This is a genomic window from Sphingomonas bacterium (assembly GCF_903642285.1).
GTDB lineage: Bacteria > Pseudomonadota > Alphaproteobacteria > Sphingomonadales > Sphingomonadaceae > Sphingomonas.
The window spans coordinates 15,361-28,408 of the sequence record NZ_CAHJWJ010000011.1; the positions used below are offsets into that span (position 1 = coordinate 15,361).

The 13,048-nt window shown below is 66.1% G+C and carries 16 protein-coding genes; 11 read left to right on the forward strand and 5 right to left on the reverse strand.

Translation table 11 applies throughout. From position 1 onward, the window contains the following. The first annotated feature begins 92 nt into the window (after positions 1-92). Positions 93-1,208, forward strand: a complete 1,116-nt coding sequence (locus tag HUU99_RS07345; RefSeq protein WP_174285926.1) for a glycosidase — start codon at positions 93-95, stop codon at positions 1,206-1,208. On the opposite strand, the gene HUU99_RS07350 is transcribed toward HUU99_RS07345, so the two are convergent. Genes HUU99_RS07350 through HUU99_RS07365 form a run of 4 tightly spaced genes read right to left on the reverse strand, consistent with a single transcriptional unit; the run spans position 1,209 to position 4,057 of the window. Beyond that, positions 1,209-2,615: a coniferyl aldehyde dehydrogenase gene (locus HUU99_RS07350; protein WP_174285999.1), complete on the reverse strand. Its 1,407-nt coding sequence runs from the start codon at positions 2,613-2,615 to the stop codon at positions 1,209-1,211. 19 nt (positions 2,616-2,634) lie between these two features. After that, on the reverse strand, positions 2,635-3,048 hold the full coding sequence (locus HUU99_RS07355; protein ID WP_254603015.1) for a hypothetical protein: 414 nt from the start codon (positions 3,046-3,048) through the stop codon (positions 2,635-2,637). Next, positions 3,045-3,800: a prepilin peptidase gene (locus tag HUU99_RS07360; RefSeq protein WP_174285927.1), complete on the reverse strand. Its 756-nt coding sequence runs from the start codon at positions 3,798-3,800 to the stop codon at positions 3,045-3,047. The genes HUU99_RS07355 and HUU99_RS07360 overlap by 4 nt, the downstream gene beginning before the upstream one ends. Next, positions 3,797-4,057 carry a hypothetical protein gene (locus HUU99_RS07365; protein WP_254603016.1) on the reverse strand — a complete coding sequence of 87 codons (261 nt, stop codon included), beginning with the start codon at positions 4,055-4,057 and terminating at the stop codon, positions 3,797-3,799. The genes HUU99_RS07360 and HUU99_RS07365 overlap by 4 nt, the downstream gene beginning before the upstream one ends. 88 nt (positions 4,058-4,145) lie before the next feature. Between HUU99_RS07365 and HUU99_RS07370 the strand changes: the two genes are divergently transcribed. From HUU99_RS07370 to HUU99_RS07400, 7 genes are all read left to right on the forward strand, one after another. After that, positions 4,146-5,333, forward strand: coding sequence for an acetyl-CoA C-acyltransferase (locus HUU99_RS07370; protein ID WP_174285928.1), 1,188 nt, complete (start codon positions 4,146-4,148; stop codon positions 5,331-5,333). Between the two features lie 246 nt (positions 5,334-5,579). Beyond that, positions 5,580-6,368 carry a uroporphyrinogen-III C-methyltransferase gene (gene cobA / locus HUU99_RS07375; RefSeq protein WP_174285929.1) on the forward strand — a complete coding sequence of 263 codons (789 nt, stop codon included), beginning with the start codon at positions 5,580-5,582 and terminating at the stop codon, positions 6,366-6,368. Further along, the gene (locus tag HUU99_RS07380) at positions 6,365-6,661 is read left to right on the forward strand and encodes a DUF2849 domain-containing protein (RefSeq protein ID WP_174285930.1); all 297 of its coding nucleotides are present in this window, start codon (positions 6,365-6,367) and stop codon (positions 6,659-6,661) included. Before cobA ends, HUU99_RS07380 begins: the two co-directional genes overlap by 4 nt. A gap of 41 nt (positions 6,662-6,702) precedes the next feature. Next, positions 6,703-8,334 (forward strand): nitrite/sulfite reductase, encoded by a 1,632-nt coding sequence (locus HUU99_RS07385; RefSeq protein ID WP_174285931.1) that lies wholly within the window; start codon positions 6,703-6,705, stop codon positions 8,332-8,334. Beyond that, positions 8,327-8,776, forward strand: coding sequence for a DUF934 domain-containing protein (locus tag HUU99_RS07390; protein ID WP_174285932.1), 450 nt, complete (start codon positions 8,327-8,329; stop codon positions 8,774-8,776). The genes HUU99_RS07385 and HUU99_RS07390 overlap by 8 nt, the downstream gene beginning before the upstream one ends. Beyond that, complete coding sequence (locus HUU99_RS07395) at positions 8,769-9,527, forward strand: phosphoadenylyl-sulfate reductase (protein ID WP_174285933.1); 759 nt, start codon at positions 8,769-8,771, stop codon at positions 9,525-9,527. The genes HUU99_RS07390 and HUU99_RS07395 overlap by 8 nt, the downstream gene beginning before the upstream one ends. A 158-nt stretch (positions 9,528-9,685) precedes the next feature. After that, positions 9,686-10,060, forward strand: a complete 375-nt coding sequence (locus HUU99_RS07400; RefSeq protein WP_174285934.1) for a hypothetical protein — start codon at positions 9,686-9,688, stop codon at positions 10,058-10,060. Between the two features lie 43 nt (positions 10,061-10,103). Here HUU99_RS07400 and HUU99_RS07405 read toward each other — a convergent pair whose 3' ends face one another. Next, positions 10,104-11,609, reverse strand: a complete 1,506-nt coding sequence (locus tag HUU99_RS07405) for a replicative DNA helicase (RefSeq protein WP_174285935.1) — start codon at positions 11,607-11,609, stop codon at positions 10,104-10,106. Positions 11,610-11,707: 98 nt separating this feature from the next. Between HUU99_RS07405 and HUU99_RS07410 the strand changes: the two genes are divergently transcribed. The 3 genes from HUU99_RS07410 to HUU99_RS07420 all read left to right on the forward strand — a co-directional run bounded on the left by HUU99_RS07410 (position 11,708) and on the right by HUU99_RS07420 (position 13,041). Continuing rightward, positions 11,708-12,205 carry a UPF0262 family protein gene (locus HUU99_RS07410; protein ID WP_174285936.1) on the forward strand — a complete coding sequence of 166 codons (498 nt, stop codon included), beginning with the start codon at positions 11,708-11,710 and terminating at the stop codon, positions 12,203-12,205. Beyond that, positions 12,202-12,651, forward strand: a complete 450-nt coding sequence (locus HUU99_RS07415; RefSeq protein WP_174285937.1) for a cytidine deaminase — start codon at positions 12,202-12,204, stop codon at positions 12,649-12,651. The genes HUU99_RS07410 and HUU99_RS07415 overlap by 4 nt, the downstream gene beginning before the upstream one ends. 78 nt (positions 12,652-12,729) lie before the next feature. Then, the gene (locus HUU99_RS07420; protein ID WP_174285938.1) at positions 12,730-13,041 is read left to right on the forward strand and encodes a hypothetical protein; all 312 of its coding nucleotides are present in this window, start codon (positions 12,730-12,732) and stop codon (positions 13,039-13,041) included. Positions 13,042-13,048 lie beyond the last annotated feature (7 nt).

Sequence of the window (13,048 nt, forward strand, 5' to 3'; positions counted from 1 at the left end):
GTCCACACGCAGCGTCCGCGGGGAGATAGCGATCGCCGACCCCCAGCCCCTCCCGCTTGCGGGAGGGGAGCAAAGCTGGGAATGCCCATGCCATGACCCACTTCCACGACGCGCTGATCTTCACGCCGAACGATGTCGACCTGTCCCGATCCCCGCTCGCCGGAAAGATCGACGCGGAGACTTATGTGCTCGGCGCGTTCAATCCGGGGCTCGCGCAGCTCCCGAACGGTAATCTGCTTATGATGGTCCGTGTCGCCGAAGCGCTTCGGACGCCGATCGTCGACGGCTATGTTCGATCGATTCGCTGGCAGCAGGGCGAATATAGGCTCGACCGATGGCCATTGGCGCTGGTCGATACCGCCGATCCCCGTACCATCATCATGCGCGGCGGCGGGTGGCGGATCATCGCACTGACATCGCTATCCTGGTTGCTGCCGGTCGAACTGGATCCGGAAGGACGGCGCGTCATCGCTGTCCATTACGACCGTGCGATCGTGCCGCGCGCCTCGTACCAATGCTACGGCGTCGAGGACCCAAGGATCACGAAGGTCGAGGACCGGTATCTTATGACGACGTGCTCGGTCAGCCCGGAACGGCAATGCGCGACGCTCTACACCTCGGCGGACGGTGTGGACTGGATGCTGGAGGGCATCGTCCTCGATCACCAGAACAAGGACATGCTGATCTTTTCCGGGCTGATCGGCGGCCGATACTGGGCACAGACGCGCCCGCTCGGCGACATGTATTTCGCTTACCCGCCGGACAGCGAATGGCGGCCGGGGCCGTCGATCAATCTGGCCCGCTCGCCCGACGCGCTTCATTGGAAACCGCATGAAGCGCCCGGCATCCGCCCTCATGCCGCGACGATCGCGACGGCGCGGATGGGCGGGGGTGCGCCGCCGGTGCTGACCGACCAAGGTTGGCTGACCCTGTGGCACGGGGTCGAACCGTCGGGGGTGGTCGGCATCTACCGTACCTATTGGTCGGTGCTCGACCGCGACGATCCGTCGGTGACGCTTCGCACCGACCACGTGCCGCTGCTAGAGGCCGCGCCTGCGCTGACCGAGCCGCTGAAGGACCTTATGTACATCGACAACGTCGTGTTCACGACCGGGATCGTCGATGGCGGTGACCATTATGTCGTGGCCAGCGGCGAGGCGGACCTGGCCTGCCGGATCACGCATGTCGCGAAGTCGGTATTCGCGTAATTACTTCATCTGTTGCGCGATCGACCGCTTGGTCGCCGCGCCGTAAGGCGGTTTCAGCCCGGAAAGCTTGCCGATATCGAAGCGGCTCTGCTTGAACACCGCCTTGGCGTGGCTGAACGTCTTGAAACCATCGGTGCCGTGATACGCACCCATCCCCGACGGCCCGATCCCGCCGAAGGGCAGTTCCTCCATCGACACGTGGAAGACCACGTCGTCGAGCGTCACCCCGCCCGAAATCGTCCGGTCGAGCACCCGCCGCCGCTCGCCAGCGTCCGGCCCGAAATAATATAGCCCGAGCGGCCGGTCGCGGCGGTTCACCTGCCCGATCGCATCGTCGATGCCGTCGTACCGGACGATCGGCAGGACGGGACCGAAAATCTCCTCCTGCATCAGCGTCATGTCGTCGGTCGCGCCGCGGACGATGTGGAGCGGCATCTTGCGCGCGTTCGACCGTGCGAAGTCCTCGTTCGCCGGGTTCGCGACCTCCACCGTCGCTCCCTTGGCGCGCGCATCGTCCAGCCAGTCGTTCAGCCGCTGGAAATGCCGGTCGTTCACCAGCGATGTATAATCCGGGTTCGCCAGCAGCGTCGGATACATCGCACTTGCCGCCGCCTTCAGACCGTCGACCACCGCCTGTTCCTGCGCCGCGGGGGCCAGGACGTAATCGGGCGCAAGGCATATCTGCCCGGCGTTCAGCATCTTGCCCAGCGCCACTCGCTCGGTCGCCTGTGCCAGGTTCGCGCCCTTGCCGATGATGACCGGCGACTTGCCGCCAAGCTCTAGCGTCACCGGCGTCAGATTGTCCGCCGCGGCTTGGAGGATATGGCGGCCGATCCCCGTCGCGCCGGTGAACAGCAGATGGTCGAACGCCAGTCCCGCAAACGCCTTGCCCACGTCCGGCCCGCCGCTCACGAATGCCAGTTCCTCGGGCGCGAAATAGCTGCCGACGATCTCTTCGAACAGCGCAGCGGTTACCGGGGTGAACTCGCTGGTCTTCACTATCGCGCGGTTGCCCGCCGCGAGGATGCCGGCGAGCGGACCCATTATGAGGTTCACCGGGAAATTCCATGGCGCGATCACGCCGATCACGCCCTTTGGCTGATATTCCACCCAGCCCCGCGCACCGAGCAGCCCAAGCGGGAACTGCACCGGACGCTTGTCGCGTTTCATCCAGCGGTCGACATGCCGGATCGCATGGCGTAGCGGCGCGACGGAGCTGGCGATGTCGGTCAACATCGACTGTTCCCGGCTGCGATGGCCGAAATCCTCCGACAGCGCATCGCAGAAGCGGCCGGCATGATCGGATAGAATCGCGATCGCGCGAGTCAGTCGATCCTTCCGGATCGCGGCCCCGATCGGCAGTTCCGCCATGAACGCCGCGCGCTGGGCCGCCAGCATTGCCTGCATGTTCGTCATCCGCCCGTCCTCACGTGCAGCCGATCAGTCCCGCGACCGGCATAATGATCGTGTCATGCCCCGGACGATCGATCCGCAGCGTCGCGTCGGGCACGGTCGCGCCCTGGGTGAGGTCGGCACGAGCAGCGACCGCCATGTCGAGCGTCGCGGTGACGTCGCCCAGGCCATAGGTCGTCACGCCGGCAAAGCCGTAGCCCCCCACCCCCGACTGCGCGGTGCGCGGATAATCGGTGACGACGCCGTCGATCGACAGGCGAACCGCGGCTGGATCGGCGACCGCCATCGCGACCAGGATCCGTTTTTCCCCGGAACTCCACAGGAACGCGGCGCACCCGGTCGCGGGCAATTGCTGTTTGGGAATCGCGCCGACCGTCACGCCGTTCGCGGCGGCGGCGACCTGCAACGCGAGGAGAAGCGCGATCATGATGCCATCGATATCATGAAGACCCAGGCCGGGTAAGCCGCGATCGCGAGCAGCGTGCCGAGCGGCATCGCCGCATCGCGCGCCATCGTGCGCCCCCGCAGACGCTGAAGCAGGACGAAGCCGAGTCCGATCAGGCATCCGACCAGCAGCACCGCGGGCAGTGTCCGCCACCCGAGCCATAGCCCGATCGCCCCCAACAGCTTGGGATCGCCCCCGCCAAGCCCGTCCCGGTGCCGGACGAGCCGGTATGCGCGCGCGGTCGCCCACAGCAATCCGAACCCCGCGACGCCGCCGATAAGCCGGTCCGCCATCGGCGGATCGAGCCCGGCCCCACCGCCCGCCAGTCCGATGATCGCAAGCGTACCGGTCAGCCGGTCGGGCAGCCAGAACACCGCCAGGTCGAGCATCGCCAGCGCGATCAGCAACCAACCGAACACCGCCCCGGCCACGCCCGACCACCCCGGCGCGACGAGGCCCGCAACGACACCGACCGCAAGCGAAGCCAGTTCGATCGCCGGATGACGCGGATCGATCGCCGCCCCGCACTCCCGACACCGCCCCCGCAGCACGGCGTAGCTCAGGACCGGCACGAGATCGCGTGCGCGCACCGGCGCATCGCAGTGGTCGCAGCGCGATCGGCCGCGGCTCACCGACCGCCCCGCCGGCCAGCGGATCACGAGCGCGGCCAGGAAACTGCCGATGATCGCGCCAACCCCGCCAAGCAGGATCGCCCAGGCCGCCGCTTCGTTCATTCCTGGCGCGATTGATCCCTAGCTTGCGTGAAATAGCGGTAAACCCCGATCAGGTCGATCACCAGCAGCACGACATTCTGTGTGCCGAGCGCCCAGTCGCGGGTCAGCAATCCCCCCGCGATCCAGGCCAAAGCCGACACGCAGAACAACACCATGCCCCAACCCGTATCGCGCTTTCCCAGATCGAGCGCGACGATCGTCGCAGCGACCATGCCGGTACCGGCGGCGGCCCATTTCAGTTCAGTGATGATGTCCATAAGGGTCGCTTACGCCCTTACACCCGGCTTTGTAATTGACCGGCGTCAGTCCTAGATGCAGTGCAGCATAAATTTGGGAAAACTTGTCATGGCCTCCGATCCTGTCGTCATCCTGTCCTACGCGCGCACCCCGATGGGATCGTTCCAGGGCAGCCTCGCCGGTGCGTCCGCGACCGAATTGGGCGCGACCGCGGTGAAGGCGGCGGTGGAACGCGCCGGGATCGCAACCGACCGGATCGACAAGGTCTTCATGGGCAACGTGCTGCCGGCCGGGCTCGGGCAGGCCCCTGCGCGACAGGCCGCGATCGGTGCCGGCCTGCCCACCTCGGTCGAAGCGACGACGGTAAGCAAGGTCTGCGGTTCGGGAATGCAGGCGGCGATCTTCGCGCACGACATGCTGGCGGCGGGGTCGGCCGACATCATCGTCGCGGGCGGTATGGAAAGCATGTCGAACGCGCCGTATCTGATGAAGAAGCACCGCGCGGGCGCACGGATCGGGCACGACGCCATCTACGACCACATGATGCTCGACGGGCTCGAAGACGCTTACGACGCGGGCCGCGCCATGGGCACTTTCGCCGAAGATACCAGCCGCGAATACCAGTTCACGCGCGCCGCGCAGGACGATTACGCGATCGAGTCGCTGACCCGCGCGCTCGGTGCGCAGAATAGCGGCGCGTTCGATGCCGAGATCGTCGGCGTTACGGTCAAGGGGCGCAAGGGCGATACCGTCGTATCGACCGACGAGCAGCCCGCGCGCGGCGATCCCGAGAAGATCCGGCAGTTGAAGGCGGCATTCGCCAAGGAAGGAACGATCACTGCGGCCTCCTCCTCGTCGATTTCCGATGGTGCCGCGGCGTTGGTGTTTACCCGTGCGTCCGTCGCCGAAGCCGAAGGGCTGAAACCCGTCGCCCGCATCGTCGCCCATAGCGCGCACGCCCAGAACCCGGAGCATTTCACCACCGCACCGGTCGGCGCGGTCAGGAAACTGCTCGCCAAGACCGGCTGGACGGTCGACGAGGTCGACCTGTTCGAGATCAACGAGGCGTTCGCATGCGTGCCGATGGCCTGGATGCACGATCTGGGCGTCGATCATGCGAAGGTGAACATCAACGGTGGTGCCACCGCGCTCGGTCATCCGATCGGCGCATCGGGGGCACGCATCCTCACGACGCTCATCGCCGCGCTGCAACGAACCGGCGGCAAGCGCGGGATCGCCAGCCTGTGCATCGGCGGCGGCGAAGCGACGGCAATGGCGGTGGAGTTGATGGGGTAGCCGCATAGCTCAGGCTAGCGATCGAACCACATCCCCCCCCCGCCCCGGCGAAGGCCGGGGCCCAGTTGCAAGCCGGTCGCGGTGGCGCGGTGCCCTCCCTACGCAACCGTGGCGATTGGGCCCCGGCCTTCGCCGGGGCGGGGGGGGGAAGGTTTATCGATCCCGGATGCCACGACAAACTTCCCCTTGACCCCGGAAAAGCATCCGCCGGTTGCCGCAGCGCGCCACACGGCGCATCTAGCCGGAATGCCAAGTCTCCTCGATCCCGACGCCCGCGGGCGCGTCATTCTCGTCGGGGCGGGTCCCGGCGATCCGGGCCTCCTGACCGTCCGCGCCGTCGAGGCGTTGAATATCGCCGACGTGGTCGTTCATGACGGGCTGATCGACCCCCGGGTGCTCGATCTCGCGCCAGCCACCGCGCAGCGGATCTCGGTCGCCAAGCAGCGCGCGCGCCATACGCTGCCGCAATCGGCGATCAACACGCTGATCGTCGCGCACGTCAAGGCGGGTGCGATCGTCGTCCGGCTCAAGGGCGGTGACCCGTTCATCTTCGGGCGTGGCGGCGAGGAGGTCGAGGCGGTGCGCGCGGCCGGATTGCCGGTCGAGGTGATCCCCGGCGTATCGGCCGCGCTGGGTTGCGCGGCGGAGGCGATGTTGCCGCTCACGCATCGCGACCATTCTTCGGCGGTGTCGTTCGTGGCGGGGCAGTGCAAGGGCCTGGCGGATCAGGACTGGTCGGGGCTTGCCGGCCAGGGCCGGACGTTGGTGATCTACATGGGCGTCGCCACCGCGTCCGACATCGCGGACAAGCTGATGGCGGGCGGGGTCGCCCCCGACATGCCCGTCGCGGTGCTGGAACGCGGTACGCTGACCGGCAGCCGCGCGCTGCGGACGCTGCTCGCCGACCTCGGCTCCATGGTGGCGCGCGAAGGCGTAAAGAGCCCGGCGATCATCGTCGTCGGCGAGGTCGTCGAACTGTCCGACGCGACGGACAAGCTGGCGCGCTGGGCGCGGATCGCGGAGGACGTGTCGTGAAGTTGCTGACCGGGAACGACCTGCCGACGGGCGACGTGATCTGGTGGACCGGCAATGGCTGGTCGCGCCATGTCGAGGATTCGGGCGATGTCGGCGCGAACGGCGAACCGATCGCCCGCGCCGAGGAAGGCGCACGCCGCGTCACCGGGGCCTATGTGATCGATGCCACCGAAACCGCGGACGGGCCCCGCCCCGCCCACATCAAGGATCGAATCCGCGCGCTGGGGCCTACCGTGCGGCCGGATCTGACGTTGAAGCCGACCGATCCGGCGGCGGGGAGCTGGGTGATATGAGCATTCTCGCGAATTCCTCCGCGCTCGCGGGGAGGAATTGAATGTATAAATACGACACCTACGACCAGGGACAAGTCGACGCGCGCGTCGACGAATTCCGCGACCAGGTCGAACGCCGTCTTACCGGGCAGCTGACCGAGGACCAGTTCAAGCCGCTCCGGCTGATGAACGGCCTATATCTCCAGTTGCACGCGTACATGCTGCGCGTGGCGATCCCGTACGGTACGCTCGATGGACGCCAGATGCGGATGCTGGGGCATATCGCGCGGACGTACGACCGTGGCTATGGCCATTTCACCACCCGGCAGAACATCCAGTATAACTGGATCAAGCTGGAGGACGCGCCCGACATCCTCGCCGATCTGGCAACGGTCGAGATGCACGCCATCCAGACCAGCGGCAATTGCATTCGCAATATCTCGTCCGACCAGTTCGCCGGTGCCGCCGCGGACGAGGTCGCCGATCCGCGGCCCTGGGCGGAGCTGATCCGGCAATGGAGCACCTTCCACCCCGAGTTCAGTTTCCTGCCGCGCAAGTTCAAGATCGCGGTCATCGCGTCCGATGAGGACCGCGCGGCGATGCGACTGCACGATATCGGCATCCAGCTGGTCCTGCGGGACGGCGTGCTGGGCGCGAAGGTCTTCGTCGGCGGCGGCATGGGACGCACGCCGATGATCGCACCGGAAATCAAGGACTTCGTCGCTGCGGACGACCTGATGAGCTATCTGGAAGCCGCCTTGCGCGTCTACAACCGCTACGGCCGGCGCGACAATATCTACAAGGCGCGGATCAAGATCCTGATCCACGAGATCGGCGCGGCGGACTATGCCCGTCAGGTGGAGAAGGAATTCGCCGCGGTGAAGGCGCTGGGCGTCGACCCGCCGGCGGCCGAATTCGCGCGGATTACCGCGTTTTTCGGCGAACCGGCGTTCGAGGCGAGTCTGCCTGACGCGATCGATCGCAGCGATCCCGATTTCGCGGTCTGGGTCGATCAGAATGTCCGTCCGCACAAGCGGCCGGGCTACGGCATCGTCACGATCAGCCTGAAACCGGTTGGCGGCATCCCCGGCGATGCGTCGGCGGACCGGATCGACCTGATGGCGGACCTGGCCGAGCGCTATTCGCTCGACGAGCTACGCGTGACGCACAGCCAGAACATCGTGCTGCCGCATGTGCGCAAGGCGGACCTGCACGCGCTGTGGACCGCGCTGTCGGCCGCCGGCCTGGCGGAGGCGAACCTCGATCTCATCAGCGACATCATCGCCTGCCCCGGGCTCGATTATTGCAGCCTGGCCAATGCCCGCTCGATCCCCGTCGCGCAGAAGATCGCGACCCGCTTCGCCTCGCCCGAACGCCAGCGCGACCTTGGCGAGCTGAAGCTCAAGATCAGCGGCTGCATCAACGCCTGCGGCCATCATCACGCCGGCCACATCGGCATCCTCGGCGTCGACAAGAAGGGCACCGAAAATTACCAGCTGCTGCTCGGCGGATCGGCGGCGGAGGATGTCAGCCTTGCCCGGATCACCGGCCCCGGCTTCTCGGAAGATGGTATCGTCGACGCGATCGAGCGGGTGACGGACAAATATCTGGTAGTCCGCGAAGAGGGCGAGCGTTTCCTCGACACCTATCGCCGCGTCGGCTTCGATCCGTTCAGGGAGGCGATCTATGGCTGATCTCGCGGGCGACACCGACAAGCTGCTGCGCTTTCGCACCGACGAACCGCATGACGAACCCGCGATCACGATGGACTCGTTCCTCGTCGGTCAGACCGACGCGACCGCCGTCCGCCTGGAGGCGGGCGACGACGCGCGCGCCCTGCTGCCGCATCTCGGGCAAATCGCGCTCGTCGAGGTGAGCTTCCCATCCTTCCGCGACGGCCGCGGCTATTCCGCCGCCAGCATCCTGCGCGAAGGCGGCTATACCGGCGAACTGCGCGCCGCAGGCGATGTACTGGTCGACCAGATCCCCTTCATGCGCCGCTGCGGCTTCGACAGTTTCGCGCCCGAAGCGCCGGTCGATCCGGTCGTCCTCCAGCGCAGCCTCGATCGCTACGCGGAGCATTACCAATCCGCTGCCGATCACGCGGCACCGGTGTGGAAACGCCGGCATGGCTAACGCCGCGCGTGTTCTCGACCTGATCGACGTCGCCCCCGCCGCCCTGGCGGTCGATGCCGCCGCGATGGAAGCCCGCTTCGCCGACGTATCGACCGAAGCCATGCTCGCCGAATTGCTGACGAAGGATTTGCTCGGCCGGGTCGCGGCGGTGTCGTCGTTCGGCGCGGAGTCGGCGGTGCTGCTCCACATGATCGCGCAGATCGACCGTGACGTGCCCGTAATTTTCACCAACACGCAGAAGATGTTCGGCGAGACGTTGGCGTACCGCGACGAACTGGCGGAAAAACTGGGCTTCACGGACCTTCGCGTCTACCGCCCCGATCCGCGCCTGCTCGCGGCTAGCGATGCGAACGGCCTGCGCTGGTCCTATGATCCCGACGGCTGCTGCGATCTGCGAAAGGTCCGGCCGCTGCGCCGCGCGCTCGTCGGCTTCGACGCCTGGATTTCGGGTCGCAAGGGCTTTCAGGCGAAGACGCGCACCGCGATCCCCCGGTTCGGGATCGACGAGGGCAAGCTGAAACTCAACCCGCTGGCGGACTGGGACAAGGGCCGGCTCGACGCCTATTTCGCCACTCACGACCTGCCCCGCCACCCGCTGGAGGCCGAGGGCTATCGCTCGATCGGCTGCGCGCCCTGCACCAGCAAGGTCCAACCCGGCGAAGACCCCCGCGCCGGCCGCTGGCGCGGCTGGGACAAGGTGGAATGCGGCATCCACGTGCCCGAGAAGCCGGGTGAGGAACCGGTGTTCTGAACGGAAAGGCTCGCCATCGTTCCCCTCGCGCTGCGTCATACGGCAAACAATAAACCCAGGTACGCCCGCGATGCCGTTGACCCAAAGGAAGCGATGGAGGAACATGGCCACGGAACCGTTCGATCCGATCGGCCATTGGGGGAGGCATCGGAGCAGTCATGTTCATCAAGGACTTGCGATTGCTTCTGGACGAGACATCCGCCTCGATCCAGACCCTCAACCGTATCTGCCGCGAGCAGCAGGGCGATTGGCGTCAGGAAGTGGTACGGATGCGCCGCCGCGTCTCGGACGAGATGAGCCGGATAAGCGTGCTGGTGGCGAGCTGCAATGAACCGTCGCCATCGCTCATCGCGTTCCGCAACGCCCTGTCGAAGCTGCGCAGCGCGGTGGCGCATCTGCAGGCTTCATGGCCGGCGGTCTCGCTCGATCCAGATAATTTATCCTATCGTGATTCGGTGAAGCATGTCCGGATCGAGCTGGAAGCGCTTGCGGCGGCGCTTGTCCTCTGCGAGCAGGATGGGTCAGGCAGATGATGACGGCGACAGCATTGTGGAAGGCTTGGTACGCTTCATTCGATCAATGGTAGGATGAACGATCCCGATCCTCCAGATCGGAGAAGCGAGTATATTCGGAGTCGAACTTCAGATCGACCGCGCCGGTCGCGCCGTGCCGCTGCTTCGCCACGATGAGCGTCGCCTTATTGGCCACCTTCATCTGATCCGCTTGCCAATCGGCATATTTTGCCTTCTCCGCGTCGCTCGAATGCTCGTTCGGCACCGACGGCTGCTTGAACAGGTTGTAATATTCATCGCGGTAGACGAACCACACCATGTCCGCATCCTGTTCGATCGACCCGGATTCGCGAAGGTCCGATAGCATCGGCCGCTTGTCCTCGCGGCTTTCGACGGCGCGGCTGAGCTGCGACAGCGCGATGACGGGGACGTTCAGGTCCTTGGCGAGCGCCTTCAGACCGCGGCTGATCTCTGATATCTCCTGCACGCGGTTTTCGTTCGATCCCCGGCTGCTGCCTTGCAGCAGCTGGAGATAGTCCACGATGACGAGGCCGAGCTGGTTGTTCTGCCGGCGCTTCAGCCGTCGGGCGCGCGTATGCAGCGACGAAATCGTCAGCGCCGCCGTATCGTCGATGAACAGCGGCAAATGCTCGAGTTCGACCGCGGTCGCCGCCAGCTGACCCATTTCCTGCCGCGAGATCTTCCCCGATCGCAGCACCCCCGAATTGATCCGCGACTGCTCGGAGATGATGCGGCCCGCCAACTGGTCGGCCGACATTTCCAGGCTGAAGAACGCCACCTTCGCGCCGGAGGATTTGTCGGGTGCGATCTTGTCGTCCATGTCGCGCATCCAGCGACGGGCGGCATTGAACGCGATGTTGGTGGCAAGCGACGTCTTGCCCATGCCGGGACGTCCGGCGACGATGATGAGGTCGGATTCGTGCAGTCCGCCGACGAGCGCATTGACGCTGTCCAGCCCGGTGGTGATGCCCGCGATATGACCGCCCGAATTCAGCGCCCGCTCCGCCTGTTTGACGACCATCGTCGTCGCCTGCGCAAAGGTCTTGACGCTGGACTCCGCGCCCCCGTCCGCCGCGACCTTGAACAGTTCCTCCTCGGCCAGTTCGATCTGGGCGCGCGGGTTCACCTCTTCCGACGTGTCCATTGCCCGGTCGACCAGCGTACGGCCGACCGACACCAAGGCACGCAGCATCGCCAGGTCGTAAATCTGCTGCGCGAACTGGCGCGCACCGATCAGCCCGGCACCGCTGCCCGTCAGCCCGGCGAGATAGGCAGGGCCGCCCAGTTCCTTCATCCCCTCGTCCGCATCGAACATCGGGCGAAGCGTCACCGGGGTCGCGAGCATGTCGTTGCTGCGAAGCGTCTTGATCGCGGCGAAGACCCGGCCGTGCAGCGGTTCGAAGAAATGCGCCGGCTCCAGCCGGTCGATGACATCGTCCGCCAAACGGTTGTCGATCATCATCGCGCCGAGCATCGCCGCCTCTGCCTCGACGTTGCGGGGAAGCTGCGGTTCGGGCGCGGCAGGGGCTGGGAATGCGAGGGTGGCCATCAGGCTGCTTCTACGCGGCTCGCCCCGCCGCTCAAGCGTCGTGCGATGGAATGCCGCGGATAAGTGACACGTCCCCGCACCGGCGCTAACGATCCGTGATGGGCGATCCCCGGATCATCGCGATAGACCTCGACGAACGCAGTCTCGGCTGGCGGTCGGCGGATATCGAACAGGAACGGCGGATCGCGATCTTCGACCTGATCGAGGGCAATCATTTCGCGCCGCAGCGTCAGCATGCCGATGGCTATGCGGGACCGTACCGGATCAAGCTGGAGTCCGAAGAGGGACGGCTCGGCATCCATATGTACCGCGAGGACGGGTCGCATCTGGAGACCCTGGTGCTGGCGCTCGGACGATTTCGCCGCCCGATTCGTGATTATTTCGCGATTTGCGACAGCTATTTCCAGGCGATCCGTGCCAGCACGCCGCAGCAGATCGAGACCGTCGACATGGCGCGGCGGGGTATTCACAACGAAGCCGCCGAACTGCTGAAGGATCGGCTGGCGGGAAAGATCGAGGTCGATTTCGACACCGCACGGCGGCTGTTCACCCTGATCTGCGTCCTCCACATCCGCGGCGACGAGGGCATGCGATGACCGACGAGATCGACCGCCTGATCGACGCGGCGCGCGCCGCCTCGGCGCATGCCCATGCCCCCTATTCGCGCTTCGCGGTCGGTGCCGCGCTGTTGATGGCGGATGGCGGCATCGTGACCGGCGCGAATGTCGAGAACGCGAGCTACGGCCTGTCGCTGTGCGCGGAAACCGTCGCCGTCGCGACCGCCAGCGCACAAGGCCGGATCGCACAGATCGTCGCGGTCGGCGTCATCGGCGGCGCGATGGACGCGGACGGCCGGGCCACCGGCCATCGACCGGTCAGCCCCTGCGGCCGTTGCCGCCAGGTGCTGAACGAGGCGGCGCAGATGGCGGGGATCGACCTGCCCGTCCATTGCGGTGCAGCCGAAGGCGACGCGGTCGCCAGCTACGCCTTGTCGCAATTGCTGCCGGACGCGTTCGGCCCCGCGGATCTTGGTATCGTCTGACCGTGCGAAACCCGGTCGCGAAGACCGGCGAGACCTGCTACCTGTCGCATACCGACACAAGCGCGACGGAGACGAACGATGGGAATGCTCGACGGACTGCTCAGCCAGGTGACCGGCAATGTCGATGTGAACACGCTTGCGGCAAAGGTCGGGCTGACCCCCGATCAGGTCGAACAGGCGATGACCGCGCTCGGCCAGGCGCATGGCCAACCCGGCGACACGGTGGCGACGGCCGCGGACAATACGGGGATCGAGCCGAACAAGCTGCAGGACATCGTCAGCCATATCGGCGGCGAGGGCGCACTGGGCCAGTTCGCCGGCCTGTTGCAGGGCCAGGAGGGCGGCATCGGCGGGATGCTCGGCGGGTTGAAGTCCAAGCTGTTCGGCTGATCGCCGA